Below are 15515 nucleotides of genomic sequence, written 5' to 3'. Positions count from 1 at the left end.
GGTCACGCCGTGCCCGATCAGCAGCTCGATGTCGTCATCTGTGAACCACTGCGCACCCCCATCGGCCGTTTCGGCGGAGTGTTCGCACAGCAGACGCCGGCCGCACTCGCCGCACGCGTCATCGCCGAGGTCGTGGCCCGTACCGGAATCGACCCCGCCGCCGTCGACGAGGTGATCCTCGGGCACTCCTACCCCTCCGCCGAGGCCCCCGCCATCGGCCGGGTCGCCGCTCTCGACGCCGGACTGCCCGAGACCGTCACCGGCTCCCAGGTCGACCGCCGCTGCGGATCGGGCCTCCAGGCCGTGCTCGACGCGGCGATGCAGATCCGGGCCGGGTTCAGCGAGGTCGTCGTCGCGGGCGGCGTCGACGTGATGAGCGCCGCCCCGTACTACACGCACGACGGCCGCTGGGGCATCAAGGGCCCCGGCCTCCAGCTCCACGACTCGCTGGCCCGGGGCAGGGTCACCGCGGGCGGCGTCAACCATCCCGTGCCGGGCGGCATGATCGAGACCGCCGAGAACCTCCGGCGCGCCTACGGCATCAGCCGTGCCGACCAGGACGCCCTCGCCCTGCGCTCGCAGCAGCGCGCCGGCCGGGCAGCGGCGGAGGGCCGGTACGACGCGGAGACCGTCGCCGTCACCGTACGCACCCGCAAGGGCGAGACCGTCGTCACCGCCGACGAGCACCCCCGCCCCGACACCACCGCCGAACAACTCGCCGCGCTGCGCCCGATCATGGCGAAGTCCGACCCGGAGGCGACCGTCACCGCGGGCAACGCCAGCGGCCAGAACGACGCGGCCGCCGCCTGCCTGGTCACCAGCGCCGCCACCGCCGAACGGCTCGGCCTCACCCCGCTGGTCCGGCTGGTCTCCTTCGCCCGTGCCGGGGTGCCCACCGCGACGATGGGCATCGGCCCCGTCCCGGCGACCCGGGCCGCCCTCGACCGCGCCGGACTCACCCTCGCCGACCTCGACCTGATCGAGCTCAACGAGGCCTTCGCCGCTCAGGTGCTCGCCTGCACCCGCGAGTTGGGCCTCGGCGAGAAGGACCACGAGCAGCGCGTCAACGTCAACGGTTCCGGCGTCTCCCTCGGCCACCCGGTCGGCGCCACCGGCGCCCGTATCCTCGCCACGCTGACCCGTGAGCTGCACCGCCGCGAGGCCCGGTACGGGCTGGAGACCATGTGCATCGGCGGCGGACAGGGTCTCGCCGCGGTCTTCGAGCGGATCGCGGCCTGACGTTCGGCCGACAGGTGCAGTGAGACGCGCGGCGTCTCACTGCACCGGCAATTCAGTATGGGACCGTTCGGCGGCACGACCTCGATCATCGGCCGGTTCCTGCTGAACCGCACCGGATCGATCACCGCCGTCATCGCGTACGCCGTCTTCCGGGTGGCACTGACCCTGGGCTGCATGCTCCTGCTGCTCAAGCGCCCCAACCACGACGAGCAGGCCGCGGAGCCCGTTGCCATGTCACATACCGCGGTCGCCGCCGTCTGACCCCTGCCCCAAGAGAAGAGAGACGAGACGCCCTCGCCATGCCGCTGACCGTGAACGGCATCCCGGAGATCCTCGCGCTGAGCGGGCGCGACCTCGGGCACTTCGACCGGAAGGAGATCACCCAGGAACTCATTGACGCGCACGCGCACGTCTCCGGGGACCACCAGTGGATCCACACCGATGTCGCACGCGCCGCGTCCGGCCCGTACGGACGGACCATCGCGCACGGGTACATGGTGCTCAGCTGGGGCATCCCGATGTTCGCCGAGCTGCTCCGGGTCGAGGGCGTGGGCCGCGCCGTCGGGTCAGCCGGCGGCCTTGGTGCGTGAGGCCCTGCCGCGCTCCGTCGCCGGCGGCACCGCGAGATGGTCCGGTTCGGCATCGGGATCGGTCAGCCGGTTCAGCCGGGCCGGTACGTCGAACCCGACCAGCAGCACCACGATCACCGTGCCCGCGAAGGTCAGCACGGCCAGCGCCTGCCCAAGATCCATCCCGGACGCCAGATGCGCCCCCAGGACCGGAGCGACCGCACCGCCCAGCGCCCCCACGTTGTACGTGAAGCCGAGCGCCGCGCCCCTGCTCGCCGTCGGGAAGTGCCCGCCGATGTATCGGGGCAGCAGCCCGGAGATGCCGAAGCTGGTCGCCTGCAGCAGGAAGAGCAGAATGCCGAGCAGCAGCAGATTGTCGTGCACGGCGAAGACCGGATACACGAAGGCCAGCGAGGCGAGCAGCGTCAGCGCGTACGCCTTCTTCGCACCGATCCGGTCACCGAGGAAGCCCGCGGTCCAGCAGCCGACCATGGTCCCGAAGCCCGCGAAGTACAGGACGTCGGTGACCTGGTCGGTGGAGTAGCCGAGCTCGGTCTTCAGATACGTGGGCAGCAGTGCCTGGATCGGCCACGAGTACAGGAACGCGAAGAACAGCGTCACGATCATCGACAGATACAGCACCCAGCTGCGCCTCCCGCCCATCTGCACGGCGAACGCGGCGAGGGCCAGTCCGGCGACCACCGAGAGCACCGGAACCATTCCGGCGCCGCCCGGGGTGAAGACCAGGAAGAGCGAGACGGTGGCGACGACGACCAGGACCGTATTGACGACGGCCCGGCCCCGGGTCACGAACAGCGGCCGGAACGGATTGGGCTTGGCACCCTTGTCCGCGACGTTCTCCGTCCACTCCTCGGCCTCGGGCAGCGCCCGCCGCATCCACAGCGCGATGGCGATCGGTATCAGGCCGAGGTAGAACATCCACCGCCAGCCGAGCGACGGCACCACCCAGTTGTAGACCTGCGCGGCGAGCACCGAGCCGACCGAGAAGCCGGAGATCAGGAAGCCGCTGGCCCGGCTGCGGAGCCTCGCGGGCCAGCTCTCCATGACGTACGTGGCGCTGGCGCTGTACTCCCCGGCCATGCCCATGCCGATGGCGAGCCGGGCGGCGAACAGGCTCTGGTAGTTCCAGGCGAATCCGCAGGCGAAGGTGCCGAGCGAGTACAGCAGGATGCTCAGGACCATGGAGAGCTTGCGCCCGTACCGGTCGCCGATGGCGCCGAGCACCGCGCCGCCCAGCCAGCGGGTGATGAACGCACCGGAGATCAGGCTGGCGGCCTGCACCGTGCTCAGCCCGAAGTCGTCACTGATCTCGGTGAGCACGAGAGTGATCAGCACGAAGTCGAAGCCGTCGAGGACGTAGCCGATCCAGGCGGCGAAGAACGACTTCCACTGGGTACCGCTCACTTCTCGATACCAGGGGAGTTCGGCGGGTGATGTGGTCTGCACGGTGACTCCAGGATGCGGGACGGGGCTCGTCGCTGAGCCGCCGGGCCGCGTGGTGGGGGAAGGTCAGGGCCGGGCGATGCCTGCGACGAAGCGGGCGGTCAGGGCGGTCGGTGCGGTGATGGCGGTGCCGACGACGACGCTGTGGGCGCCGCGTGCCAGGGCCTCGGCGGCCTCCTCGGGGGTGTTGATACGGCCTTCGGCGACCACCGGGACGTCGATCGCGGCGGCGAGTGCGGAGACCAGGCCGAGATCGGGGCCGGTCTGCTCCGGCGTGCCCGGCACATAGCCGGAGAGGGTGGTGGAGACGAAGTCCGCGCCCTGCCCGGCCGCCGCGATGCCTTCGGCGAGCGTGGAGACGTCGGCCATCACCAGGGCGCCCGCCCCGTGCACCGCCGCGACCAGCTCGGCGAAGGAGGATCCGTCGGGGCGCGGCCGGTCGGTGGCGTCGGCGGCGACCACATCGGCACCGGCCTCCACGATCGCCAGGGCGTGCCGGACGGTCGGGGTGATGTAGACGCCGACGTCTCCGTCCTTCCACAGGCCGATGACCGGCAGGTCCACGGCCGCGACGATCGCGGCGACGACCTCCGGCTCATTGGCGCGGATCGCGGCGCCGCCACCGGCCACGGCCGACCGGGCGAGCCGGACCAGGGTGCCGGTCTCCCGCATCGGGTCGCCGGGGGGCGCCTGGCAGGACACGATCAGCTTGCCCTGGAGGGCGGTGGCCAGTTCCTGAGCGGTCATCGAAGGACTCCCGGGTGGTGGAGGGGAAGTGCGGTGGTCAGGGCGGCGGCGCCGAGCACCGCCGCGTCGGCGCCGAACAGAGGCGCCCGGGGCACGAGCCCGCGCAGCGGCGGCATCAGTTCCGCGGTGAAGGCGGCGGCCAGGGCGTCCCCGTACAGCGGGCCGATCCGCGGCACACCGCCGCCGACGACGACCCGGTCGGGCCCCAGCGCGTTGGCGAGCCCGCCGAGCACCTGGCCGGTGGCGGTCGCGCCGGTGGTGATGGCGCGGACGGCCGACGCGTCGCCCTGCCCGGCCCGCGCGGCGACGCTTTCGAGCCGGTCCACGGGGGCGCCGGTCAGCCGGGCGTAGTGGGCGGCGATGCCGGGACCGGAGGCGATGACCTCCAGGTGTCCGGCGGCGCCGCAGGTGCAGGGCAGTCCGGCGGCCTCCGGGCTGGGCAGATGGCCGAGATGCCCGGCGAGACCGGCCGCGCCGTGCAGCATCCGCCCGTCGACGGCTATCGCGCCGCCCACGCCCGTACCGACCGCCACGAACAGCAGCGACCCCTGGTCCGCCCGGTCCGGTCCGCCGTCCGCCGTCAGCGCCGCGAGTTCCGGACCCGCCGTGGCGCGTACGTCGTTGTCGCAGGCCACCGGATATCCGGTGCGGTCCGCGAGGCCGGCGCCCAGGGCGGTGCCCGCCCAGCCGCGGATGGAGTCGGTGGCGCTGGTGACCATGCCGGTACGGGGATCGACGACCCCGGCCGCCGCGATGCCGAGCGCCGTGGCCAGCCGCCCCGGATCGACGGCCGCGGCCGCCCCGGCGAGTGCGTCCAGCACGGCCGCCGCGCCGTCCCGGGCCGGGGTGGGCCGGGTGTGCCGGGACAGGATCGTGCCGTCGGGTCCGAGGAGTGCGGCGGCGATCTTCGTACCGCCGAGGTCGAGCCCGATCACCGCGGCACCCGTTCTGCCGGCGGACGGCCGGGAGCGGTCGTTCATCGGACCGGCGGCAGGCCGGCGGCGCGCAGGCGCCGGGAGACCAGGGCGACGGACTCGGCGCTCAGCTGGATCTGCGGGAAGGCGGTGTCGCCGCAGGCGATGACGCCGAGCAGCCGGAGCGCCGCCTTGAAGGAGCCGAGCGCCGAGGAGCTGCGGCCCATGTCCGCCTCCGGACCGGCGTCGACCATGGCGAACAGCTCGACGAGCCGCTCCTGCTCCTTCGCGGCCAGCTCCCACTTCCCGGCCCGCGCGGCGTCGTAGAGCCGTACGTAGCCGGCCGGGTCGACATTGCCGATGCCCGGCACGACACCGTCGGCCCCGGCCAACAGGGCCGCGTCCACGATGAGTTCGGAGCCGGTGAGGATGCTGAAGCACGGCGCCGGTCCGTCCGTGCGGCCCTCGCGGCCACCCAGCTCGACGATCAGGCGGCGCAGTCCGCCCTCGTCGCCGCTGCTGTCCTTGAGGCCGGCCAGCGTGCCGTCCTCGGCGAGCTCGCGCACCAGCGCGGGGGAGAGCTTGCTGTGCACGGCGACCGGGATGTCGTACGCGAACAGCGGCAGGTCGACCGCCGCGCGCAGCCGCCGGAAGTGCTGGGCGATCTCCTTGCCGTGGGTGCGGGTGTAGAACGGCGCGGTCGCCACCAGGGCGTCCGCGCCCAGTTCGGCGGCCGACCTGGCATGTTCGACGACACGAGCGGTGGTGGTGTCGATGACACCGGCGAGGACCGGGACCCGGCCGTCGGCCGTATCGACCACGGTCTCCAGCGCCGTGGCGCGCTGCTCGTCGGTGAGGTACGCGACCTCGCTGGTGGAGCCGAGCGCGAACAGCCCGTGCACACCACCGCCGATGAGGTGCTCGACGAGCCGGGCGAGGGACGCGGTGTCGACCTCCCCCCGGGGGTCGAGCGGGGTGCAGACCGGCGGGACGACGCCGTGCAGCGGTGAGGTCAGGGACATGGTGAGGGCTCCAGCTCGGTCGATGCGCCGATCCGTGGCCCGAGGCAGCTGCACGGATCGAGACGTGAGACGTAAGATGTCCTATGTCTGGCTCACCTTAAACAGATGCTCCTGTGACCGGTCAAGGGGCAATCGCACCTCGGGAGGATGTTGTGGCGCGCCCCACCATGGCTCAGGACATAGAGCGCCGGCTCAAGGAGCTGATCCTGGAACGCAGACTCGGCCCCGGTGACGCGCTGCCCACGGAGGCGGAGCTGATGGAGCTCTTCGGGGCCGGCCGGGTATCGGTGCGCGAAGCCCTCAAGGCGCTCCAGGCCGTCAACGTCGTGGAGATCCGCCGCGGCTACGGCACCTTCGTCGGCTCGCTCTCCCTGTCACCCTTCGCCGAAGGGCTCGCCTTCCGTGCCGCCGTCCGTCACCGGCAGGGGGAGTCGGGTCTCTTCGAGCTGATGAAGGTGCGGGAGGCGCTGGAGGCCGGCCTGGTCGGCGCCGTCACGGCCGGCATCCCCGACGAGGACCTCGACGTGCTGCGCGGCCTCGTCGAGAAGATGGACGCCGAGGCCCGCGACGGCGGCCGGGTGGCGCGCGGCACCGACCGCGCCTTCCACCTCGCGCTCTACGCCTCGCTCGACAACCACCTGCTCAGCGAGGTGCTCGACGCGTTCTGGGCGGCCATGGACCGGGTGCGCGAAGATCTCGACGACGGCCATCAGGACCCCATGGCCACCTGCGCCCAGCATCGCGAGATCGTCGAGGCGGTCGCGGCGGCCGACGGCGAACGCGCGGTGCGTGCCATGCGCACCCACTTCGACGGCATCCGCACCCGCCTCGCACCCTCGCCGGTCCCGCAGCCGGGGTGACGGACGCCTTCGGGCGGCGGAGGCGAGGGGCCGTCCGGTCCCTCACCGCCCCGGCGGCGCCCCGGTGATCGCGGTGACGGCCATCCGGACCGCCCGGTCCGTCACCGCCCGGGGGTCGTCGCCGCTCTCGATCGCCGTCGTGGCCGCGTTGACGATGCCCTGGAGGAGCAGCGCCGTGCGCCGCGGGTCCTCCTCGCCCAACTCGGTCAGCGCGCCGATCAGCGGGGTGAGCAGCTCCCGGTGGGCGCGCACCGCGCTCTCCCGCACCACCGTCGCGTCCCGGACCCCGGCCAGCGCCTGGGCGATCCGGTGCTCCCCGCCGCGCACCAGCTCCAGCTGGGACGACACATAGGCGGCGATCTTCTCCTCCGGTGTACCGGCCGCCGACATGCCGGCCCGGACGGCGTCCGTCCAGCGCGGCATCGCGTCCTCCACGACCGCGGCGAGCAGCTCGGGGCGGCCGGGGAAGTACTTGTACACGCTGTTGCGGGCGAGGCCCGTGGCCCTGGCGACCGCGGTGAAGGTCACGGCCTCGGCGTCGCCGCCCTCCAGCAGTTCGCGCGCCGCCCGCACCAGGGCCAGCCGTTGCTGGGCGTGGTGCTCGGCAACCGTGGCGGCTCTGATCCTGGGCACCGGCCCAGTCTAGAAGCCCCGGCGCACCACCCACCCCCCACTTGGGGACGCCGCGTCCCCATCATCTATGTTGGCGACACACCGTCCCTAACATCGATCCATCGAAGGGAACCGCCGTGTTCCTCGCTCTGCTGGAGCTGCGCGCCGCCCGAGGGCGCTTCCTGCTCATGGGGTCCGTCGTGGTGCTCGTCGCCGCACTCGTCGGCATCGTCTCCGGCTTCACCACCGGCCTGGGTGACGACACCATCTCCGCGCTGCGCCGCCTTCCCGCCTCGCAGTTGGTCTTCTCCTCGGACGCCCGGTCCGACCAGTTCGCCCGCAGCCTCCTCGACGAGAAGACCGCCGCCGCCTGGCGTGCGGACGCGGACACCGACACGACCCCGTTGGGCGTCTCCATCACCCGCGGTACGACGAACCGTGGCGCCGAGGTCGATCTCGCCGCCTTCGGCGTCGAGCCCGACTCCTTCCTCGACCCCTCGGTCACCGAGGGCGAGGCCCTCGCGGACGGGAAGGCGGACAGCATCGTGATGTCCGCCGAGCTCGCCGACGAGGGCGTACGCGTCGGCGACACCCTTGTCATCGACCGGCTCGACATCGAACTGCGCGTCATCGGGCTGACCGAGCGCTCCAGCTACGGCCATGTGCCCGTCGCCTACGTCCCGCTGAAGACCTGGCAGCGCATCCGCTTCAGCACCCCCGGTGCCCCGGCGTCCGCGGCCGTCGCGATCCCCGACCAGTTCAGCGCCCTGGCCCTGCGCACCCCGCCGGCCAGGACCTCGACCGCGATCCTCGACGCGCGGCACTCCACCACCACCCTCACCAAGGAGAAGGCGTACGAGGCGGCCCCCGGCTACACCGGCGAGCGCGTCACCATGACCTCGATCCAGGTCTTCCTCCATCTGATAGCCCCGCTCGTGGTCGGCGCCTTCTTCGCCGTGTGGACCGTGCAGCGGCAGCCCGAACTCGCCCTGCTGCGCGCACTGGGCGCCTCCCGCCGGCGGCTGCTCGCCCACACCGTGCTCCAGGCGGCCCTGGTCGTCGTCCTCGGCACCGCGGCGGGCGCCGTGCTCGCCGGAGCGGTCGGGCTGCTGGTCGGTGAAAAGGTGCCGTTCAGCCTGCCCGCCACCACCCTCGCCGCCACCATGTGCACCGTCGCGGCCGTCGGCCTCGCGGGCACCGCCCTGACCCTGCGCCGGGTCACCGCAGCCGACCCGCTGACCATGCTGGGAGCCAACCGATGAGCCTCGAACTGACCGGCGTAACCGTCGAGTTCGGCCGCGCCGACGCCCGTACCACCGTCTTCGACGACCTCGACGTCACCTTCGGACCCGGCCGTATGACGGCCCTCGTCGGCCCGTCGGGCTCCGGCAAGTCCACGCTGCTCGCCGTCGCGGGAGCGCTGCTGCGGCCCACCGCGGGACAGGTCCTGCTGGACGGCGAGGACCTCGCCCGACTCTCCGACGCCCGGCGCGCCGAGGCGCGCCGCGAACGGATCGGCTACATGTTCCAGAGCGGCAATCTGCTCTCCGGACTGGCCGCCGTCGACCAGCTGCTCGCCGCCGTGCACATCGGTGGCCGACGCCCCCGCGCGCACCGCTCCCGCGCCGAGGAGGCCCTGACCCGGGTGGGCCTCGGCCATCGCCTGCGCCACCGCCCCGAACAGCTCTCCGGCGGCGAACGCCAGCGCGTCGCCCTGGCCCGTGCGCTCTTCCTCTCCCCGAAACTGCTGCTGATCGACGAACCGACGGCGGCCGTCGACCGGTCCCGGGCCGGCGAACTGGCCGCGCTTCTCGCCGAGCGCACCCGCCAGGACGACTGCGTCACGGTCGTGGCCACGCACGACCCGGCCGTGGTGGAGGCCGCCGACCGGGTCGTGGACATGGCCGCGCTGACCGCCGACGCGGCTTCGACCGCACGGCCCGGCCGCTGACCCCGCCCCGCGACCGCGACCGGGACGGCGACCGGGTCCGCGACCGGGTCCGGATCCGTCAGTGCCGCTGGACGCTGCCGTACAGATAACTGTCGGCGCCGTTCAACGCGGCGCGGCTGAGCGCGGCCACCTCGGCCGGCCCCATCGTCGGCCAGTCGGGCGGGCTCTTGACGAGTTCCCGCCCCAGCCTGCGACCGAGTCCGACCAGGCGGGCCCCCTCGGCGGAACGCTCCTCCGCGTACCGGTGCAGGGCCTCCGCCGCCGAGGAGGACGCGCGCAGCGCCCGTTCCAGGCACAACGAGTCCTGGAGCGCCTTGACCGCCCCGCTCGCGGTGTGCGGCCGGGTCACGCTCGCCGCGTCGCCGGCCAGCAGGAAGGGGGGTTCCGCCGCCCGCGGCACGACGAAGTCGGCGACCGGGTGGAGCGCCTGGGAGGTGTGCTCGCCCCGGGCGACGATGTCGGCCCACTCCGCGGGGAAGTGTTCCCCGGCGATGTGCCGCACGTACGCGGCGGAGACCGGGGCACCGGACCCCGGTGCCGTCACCGACGCCGGGGGAGGCGCGTAGATGGCGTACGCCAGCAGCCGTGATCCCGGTTCCGTTCCCGGGATCAGGTAGAAGACACCGTGTCCGCCGGGGAAGCCCAGGGTGACCCAGGCGCTCTCCAGCAGTGCCAGCTGCTCCGGATGGTCGCGGAGCGCGCTCGCCGGGATCGTGCCCCGCCAGACCAGATATCCGGCGGGAACCGGCCGCACCTCGGGTGCGATCAGTCCACGGGTGACGGACCGGTGCCCGTCCGCCCCGACGACGATGTCGTACTCCCGCTCGCCGTCCGCGGTACGGATCAGGGCGCCGCCGGAGGCGGTACGGACGACGGAGCCGACGGGCCGCCCGCGGTGGTAGGTGCTGCCCCCGATGTTCGAGCGCAACGCCCGCCACAGCAGACCCCAGTTGCACGCCGCGACCGGGGCCTGCTGCCGTGCCAGCTCACGTGCCGTCCGACGCCCCGGCGCCCGTGCGAGCCAGACCCGGGCGGCGACCGGTGCCGTCGGCATGTCCGCGCCCAGATACCCGCCCGCGACCAGCTCCTGATGGAGCGGCGGAGGGATGACGATGCCGAATCCCCGGTCCTGCAGCGCGCCGTCGCTGCGCTCGTGGACGGTGACGTCCGCCCCGGCCCGCGCCCCCGCGACCGCCATCGCGCAGCCGGCGATGCTGCCGCCGACCACCCCGATGCGTAAACCTGTCACTGCCACCGTGCTACCGCCTGTTCCGACGCTCCGGGAGGTGCTGGACGCCCACATCGTCGCACCCGTGCGCGGGCAGGTGCGGGACGGGAACGCGCGCCACCTCCCGGGGGCCGGACCCTAAGGAGTCACGGTCGCCGTCGCGCTGCCGGACGCCTGCTTGCCGCTCGCCCGGTACGTGGCGGTGAGCGTGACACCGCCCGAGGTGCCCGCCGCGACGGTCACCGGGACCTTCACATTCGCTCCCTGGCCCGGGTTGAGCGCCGGGACGACGACCTGGCTCGTCGTCCACCCGCCGGGCACGGTGAGATCGACGGTGCCCCGGTCACGGCGCACGTCCATCCGGTTGACCACCCGCACCGTCACCTCGGTGCCGGTACCGGCCTTGAGCGTCGCCGGCGGGGTGATCGTGATGTCGGCGCAGGTGCCGCCGAGCCACTTCAGGTCGAAGGACGCGTAGGTGATGTGCTGGTAGTCGGCCCTTTCGTAGAGCAGTCCGAGGCGGCCGTCGGGCAGCCGGGTCAGCGTCGAGTAGGCCGCGGCGCCGGGGTCGACGACCTTCCGGATCGGCCAGGTCTTCCCGTTGTCGCAGGACATCTTCACCGTGAGGTTGCGCCGTGCCGAGGCGTCCTCCGTGTTGCTGAACAGCAGCCACGAGGACTGCGGGTTCGACGGTGCGGCATCGGGGGCGTACCGCATCACCGAGGCGTTGTTCGCCGGGTCGGTGAGCTGCGTGTCCTGGGCGAACGGGGTGTAGTTGACCCCGCCGTCGGTGGAGTACGCGATCGTCCGGTAGGGCTTCGAACGGTTGTTGAGCATGACCCTGCCGTCGGACAGCTCGACTGTCTTGTTCTCGTCGCCGCCGGGACCGACCGGATTGCCCATCTTCCAGGTCTCGCCGTGGTCGTCGCTGTAGGCGCTCGCCGCGTGGTTGGCACCGTTGATGCGGACGGCGTACTGCTGGATCAGCCGGCCCTTGTACGGGCCCCGGCGCAGCTGGATGCCCTCGCCGGAGGCCGCGAACATGCCCGCCCAGGCGGGGTTCTTGATCTGCTTGGTGATACGGCGATGGGTCCAGGTCACCCCGTCGTCGTCGGAGTAGCTGTAGTCGGCCTGGAGGACGTTCGGGTCGGTCTCGTCATTGCCGGTGCCCGAGCCGAAGAAGCCCTGGTTCACCGAGGCCGCGTAGAACAGGAAGATCCGGCCGGTGGTGCGGTCCACGAGCAGGCTCGGGTCGCCGTAGCCCTTGGGCGCGGCGTCCTGGTGGACCACCTGCTGCGGCTGCCATGTCACACCTTTGTCGGTGCTGCGGCGCAGCACGATGGAGATGTTGCTCGGCAGGTCGCCGAGGGTGGGGCGGGCGTCGTAGGCCGCGAGCACCGTGCCCTTGACGGAGGTGGTGAGTGCCGGGATGCGGTAGTGGGGCGAACCCACCCCGTCGACGGTCAGGTCCTGCGAGGTCGGCTGACCGGGGGCGGGGGAGGCGGCGTGGGCGGTGCCGGTCGCGGTGACCACCAGCATGGCGGCGCTGAGCAGAGCGACGGAGACTCTTCGCTGCATGGACGATCTCTCTTCTCGGAAGGGGGTGGTGCTTCTGGGAAGGCCGGGCCGGGGGCCGGGGGCGGGTGCCGAGACCCGCGCGCCGCTACGGGATGCGCAGCGAGCAGACCCGGCTGTCGATGTCGAAGACCCGCAAGTCCTTGATCATCTTCAGCGCGAGGCGATGATGGCCCCGCTCATCGGGATGGAGCCCGTCGTTGAGCAGGGAGAGCGGGACCTGGCCGCCGTTGCCGCTCAGCCAGTCGTCGTGGTGGTCGATGAACACGGCGTTCTGCTCCGCCGCGACCTCGCCCATGACCTGTGCGTACCGTGAAAGTCCCACCCGGCCGGGCCACTTGGCCGGATCGACCGGGTTGGGTGACTGGAGTACCGGAACCGGCGAGCCGGGCAGTGCCCGCACCGAGCGGACGAGCGAGACGAGGTTGGCCCGGTAGGCCTCGGGGCCGAGGCCGGACGTGGCGATGTCGTTCGTACCGATCATGATCGAGACCACCCGGGGCGAGAAGGCGGTGACCCGCTCCCCGAACATGGCGACGAGTTCGGCGCTGGTGGCGCCGCTCACGCCGGAATCGATCACGAAGTCCCGGTTCTTCGGCTTGCCCAGCTCCCAGCGGACCCGCTCCGTCCAGTGCTCCGGGTAGCTGCGCCAGCCGTTGGTGTGCAGGGCGCCGTGGGTGATGCTGTCGCCGGTGACGACCCAGGTGGCGGGAGTGTCGCTGTTCAGGACCGTGGAGATCCTCCCCAGATCGGCGAGGTCGGGGCGGGGGCTCTGCGCGACCAGTTCGGCCTCGTCGAGCACCCGGTCCCAGACTGCGGCCCGCTCGATCGTGCCGGTGCAGAACCACTCGCCGCCGGGGTGGTCGCTGTCGAGATTGCGGCCGAGAGCGAGTGCGCTCAGCCCGGAGACGGCGGCGAAGAAGGAGCGCCGTGCCGTCTCGAAGACCTTGCGTCCGCCGGCGTGCAGCCGGGTGCCCCAGGAGTCGACGGTGACGGCGACGGTATGACGCAACCCGTCGTCATAGCGTGTCCTGGTCATGACATTGACCAGTACCGCACCCTTCTCGCGCACGGAGAACTGAAGGGCGCCGCCGCTCAAATTCAGCGTGATGTCGGACGAGGGCTCGGTCGGATCGGAGGCGCTGAGCAGGGTCATCGCCTCGTTGTGGCTGGTGGTGCGGAAGGTGACGACGATGGTCCCCGCGGTGAGCGGGGCGAGTGCGCCGACCTGGTTCGACAGGTCGACGTACTCGCTGCCGTCCAGGTCCACGGGGGTGTCGTGGTCCAGGAGCGGGCCGCCGCCCGAAGCGGCGGCGAAGGCGCGGCCGCCGAACTGGGCGCTCAGGGCCGCCGCGCCGGCGGCAAGAAGCATGGATCGTCTGCGCACGGAAGGTGCCTCCGGTCAGGAGTGGCCGGCCCGCCCCGACGGCGGGCCTGCGAACAGGGAACGCACCCAGGCCAGTTGCTCCCGCTGCTGATACGCCGCGCCACCCTCGTGTCCGTTGAACTCGTGGACGCGTACGTCCTTGGGGCCCGCGTAGTGGTTGTACGCGGTGAAGCAGGTGGAGGGCGGACAGATCTCGTCCATCATCGCGATCGAGAACAGTGCGGGAGCGGTGGCGCGGGTGGCGAGCAGTGCGGCATCGAAGTACGAGAGGGTGGTGAAGGTCGTCCCGGCGCGGTCGCGGTGGAGCTTGAGGTACTCGGCGATCTCGGTGTAGGGCGGCCGGCCCGAAATCTCCGTGCCGCGCCGGAAGTTGCAGAGGAACGGCACATCCGGCATCACCCCGGCCAGCCCCGGCACCAGCCCCGACACCGCCAGGGCGATGCCGCCGCCCTGGCTGACCCCGGTCACGACGATCCGGTCCGGATCGACCGCGGGGTGCTCGCGCATCGCCTCGACACAGCGCACCGCGTCGGTGAACACCCGCCGGTAGTAGTACGTTTCGGGGCTCTCGATGCCGCGGGTGAGGAAACCGGGTACGGTGCCGGCCGCACCGGCGTCCGTATCGGCGGTGGAACCGCTCGCGGCCGACCAGCCCTGACCGCGGGTGTCCATGATCAGGTGTGCGTGACCGGCGGAGGCCCAGAGCGGATTCTCGTGCGCCAGGCCGCGCCCACGTCCGTAACCGAGGAACTCGACCACGCAGCCGAGGGGTTCGGTGGCCCCGGCCGGCAGATGCAGCCAGCCGCGGACCGGACGTCCGGCGAAGCCGGGCAATGTCACATCGTACGTACGGACCTGGGTGAGCCCGGTGTCCACGGGGGCGAACACCGGCTTCGGCACCGGACCGCCGGCGGCGGACGCCTCGCTCAGGGTGCTCGACCAGAAGGCGTCGAAGCCGTCCGGAACCGGCAACTCGGGCCGGTATTCGCGACAGTCCGCGAGCGAGAGGTCCGTCAACGGCATGGAGGTGCCCTCCTGGGATGCGCCGGGGGTGTGAATGCCGGGCATCGAGACAGAAGACGTCAGATGTCCCGGCGGCACACGGACCCTAGGCAGCGCTCGCGGCGGCCGTCAAGGGCCCCGCCGGACCAGGATCTGTCCCGGCAGGGCCCGGTCGCGTCTCCCCGGAAGGGCGGGCGGCAGGGTCAGTCCGGGGCGTTGTCGCGGGTGCGGGCCTCGGAGATCCGGCGCCTGACCGGGGCGTAGTGCTCGCCCAGCGCCTTCATGAAGCCGGTGATGTCCCCGGCCCGCGCGGCGTCCACGATGTTCTGGTGGGCCGCGATCGTCGCCATCTCGTCGGCGTGCGTGAATCCGTCGAGATGCGGCGCGACGATCGAGTACACGTCCCAGAAGGCCATCGAGAGCTGGCCGATCAGCTCATTGCCGAGCGGCGCCACCAGGAGCGCGTGGAACGCCCGGTCCGCTTCCACGAAGCCGTGCCCGTCCTGGGCGCCGGTCCTGCGCATCGTGGCGACCAGGCCGTCCAGCGCGTCGAGCTGGTCCTTGCTGAGCAGCGAGACGATCCGGTCGGCCATCCCGCGCTCGAAGAGCTCGCGTACGTCGACGAGGTCGGCCATCACCTGGAAGTCGTCGTCGGGGGAGAGCAGCCCGCGGAAGGTCAGGCTCTCCACCAGGGCCGACAGGCTCAGCCTGCCCACGTACGTGCCGTGCCCGTGCCGCACCTCCACGATGTCCAGCGCGTTGAGGATCTTGACCGCCTCGCGGACGCTGGAGCGGCTGGCGCCGAGCGCCTCGCACAGGGCCGGCTCGGTGGGCAGCGGGTCCCCGGGGCGGAGTCGCTTTTCGAGGATGTAGCGCTTGATGCCCTCGACGACTTCCTGCCGGAGCAGCTGCCGGCCGGGCCTCGCACCGGACATATGTGAACTC

General features: G+C 72.3%; 15 protein-coding genes and 1 pseudogene. 6 read left to right on the top strand and 10 right to left on the bottom strand.

The features are described from left to right. Positions 1-9: 9 nt before the first annotated feature. The 3 genes and pseudogenes from ACFV8T_RS16285 to ACFV8T_RS16275 form a co-directional block, all read left to right on the top strand. A complete protein-coding gene (locus ACFV8T_RS16285; RefSeq protein WP_385327995.1) occupies positions 10-1239 on the top strand; it encodes an acetyl-CoA C-acetyltransferase in 1230 nt (409 codons plus the stop codon). A 57-nt stretch (positions 1240-1296) separates the two neighbouring features. Then, positions 1297-1500, top strand: coding sequence for a hypothetical protein (locus ACFV8T_RS16280; RefSeq protein WP_385327994.1), 204 nt, complete (start codon positions 1297-1299; stop codon positions 1498-1500). A gap of 38 nt (positions 1501-1538) precedes the next feature. Next, a pseudogene (locus ACFV8T_RS16275) lies at positions 1539-1802 on the top strand (MaoC/PaaZ C-terminal domain-containing protein); the annotation flags it as partial. 3 nt (positions 1803-1805) lie between these two features. Here the strand turns inward: ACFV8T_RS16275 and ACFV8T_RS16270 are convergent. The 4 genes from ACFV8T_RS16270 to ACFV8T_RS16255 all read right to left on the bottom strand — a co-directional run bounded on the left by ACFV8T_RS16270 (position 1806) and on the right by ACFV8T_RS16255 (position 5955). Then, a complete protein-coding gene (locus tag ACFV8T_RS16270) occupies positions 1806-3275 on the bottom strand; it encodes a sialate:H+ symport family MFS transporter (RefSeq protein ID WP_385327993.1) in 1470 nt (489 codons plus the stop codon). A 63-nt stretch (positions 3276-3338) separates the two neighbouring features. Next, on the bottom strand, positions 3339-4019 hold the full coding sequence (locus ACFV8T_RS16265) for an N-acetylmannosamine-6-phosphate 2-epimerase (RefSeq protein ID WP_385327991.1): 681 nt from the start codon (positions 4017-4019) through the stop codon (positions 3339-3341). Then, complete coding sequence (locus ACFV8T_RS16260; protein WP_385327989.1) at positions 4016-4999, bottom strand: ROK family protein; 984 nt, start codon at positions 4997-4999, stop codon at positions 4016-4018. The genes ACFV8T_RS16265 and ACFV8T_RS16260 overlap by 4 nt, the downstream gene beginning before the upstream one ends. Then, positions 4996-5955, bottom strand: coding sequence for a dihydrodipicolinate synthase family protein (locus ACFV8T_RS16255; protein ID WP_385327987.1), 960 nt, complete (start codon positions 5953-5955; stop codon positions 4996-4998). Before ACFV8T_RS16255 ends, ACFV8T_RS16260 begins: the two co-directional genes overlap by 4 nt. A 152-nt stretch (positions 5956-6107) precedes the next feature. Here ACFV8T_RS16255 and ACFV8T_RS16250 point away from each other — a divergent pair, with 152 nt between their 5' ends. After that, a complete protein-coding gene (locus ACFV8T_RS16250) occupies positions 6108-6815 on the top strand; it encodes a FadR/GntR family transcriptional regulator (protein ID WP_385327986.1) in 708 nt (235 codons plus the stop codon). 42 nt (positions 6816-6857) lie between these two features. Here ACFV8T_RS16250 and ACFV8T_RS16245 read toward each other — a convergent pair whose 3' ends face one another. Beyond that, entirely contained in the window at positions 6858-7448 is a 591-nt protein-coding gene (locus ACFV8T_RS16245; RefSeq protein ID WP_385327984.1) for a TetR/AcrR family transcriptional regulator, read from the bottom strand. A gap of 116 nt (positions 7449-7564) precedes the next feature. Here ACFV8T_RS16245 and ACFV8T_RS16240 point away from each other — a divergent pair, with 116 nt between their 5' ends. Together ACFV8T_RS16240 and ACFV8T_RS16235 are read left to right on the top strand one after the other, a co-directional pair. After that, positions 7565-8689: an ABC transporter permease gene (locus ACFV8T_RS16240; protein WP_385327982.1), complete on the top strand. Its 1125-nt coding sequence runs from the start codon at positions 7565-7567 to the stop codon at positions 8687-8689. Further along, on the top strand, positions 8686-9378 hold the full coding sequence (locus tag ACFV8T_RS16235) for an ABC transporter ATP-binding protein (RefSeq protein WP_385327981.1): 693 nt from the start codon (positions 8686-8688) through the stop codon (positions 9376-9378). Before ACFV8T_RS16240 ends, ACFV8T_RS16235 begins: the two co-directional genes overlap by 4 nt. A gap of 58 nt (positions 9379-9436) precedes the next feature. Here ACFV8T_RS16235 and ACFV8T_RS16230 read toward each other — a convergent pair whose 3' ends face one another. The 5 genes from ACFV8T_RS16230 to ACFV8T_RS16210 form a co-directional block, all read right to left on the bottom strand. Then, a complete protein-coding gene (locus ACFV8T_RS16230) occupies positions 9437-10627 on the bottom strand; it encodes an FAD-dependent monooxygenase (protein WP_385327979.1) in 1191 nt (396 codons plus the stop codon). A gap of 117 nt (positions 10628-10744) precedes the next feature. Beyond that, complete coding sequence (locus ACFV8T_RS16225; protein WP_385327978.1) at positions 10745-12184, bottom strand: exo-alpha-sialidase; 1440 nt, start codon at positions 12182-12184, stop codon at positions 10745-10747. An 85-nt stretch (positions 12185-12269) separates the two neighbouring features. Continuing rightward, positions 12270-13568: a GDSL-type esterase/lipase family protein gene (locus tag ACFV8T_RS16220; RefSeq protein ID WP_385327976.1), complete on the bottom strand. Its 1299-nt coding sequence runs from the start codon at positions 13566-13568 to the stop codon at positions 12270-12272. 15 nt (positions 13569-13583) lie between these two features. Further along, positions 13584-14591: an acetylxylan esterase gene (locus ACFV8T_RS16215; protein ID WP_385327975.1), complete on the bottom strand. Its 1008-nt coding sequence runs from the start codon at positions 14589-14591 to the stop codon at positions 13584-13586. 182 nt (positions 14592-14773) lie between these two features. Beyond that, a complete protein-coding gene (locus tag ACFV8T_RS16210) occupies positions 14774-15505 on the bottom strand; it encodes a FadR/GntR family transcriptional regulator (protein ID WP_385327973.1) in 732 nt (243 codons plus the stop codon). Positions 15506-15515 lie beyond the last annotated feature (10 nt).

This window comes from Streptomyces sp. NPDC059832 (assembly GCF_042731715.1).
GTDB lineage: Bacteria > Actinomycetota > Actinomycetes > Streptomycetales > Streptomycetaceae > Streptomyces.
This window is presented reverse-complemented; position numbering and strand designations above follow the sequence as displayed.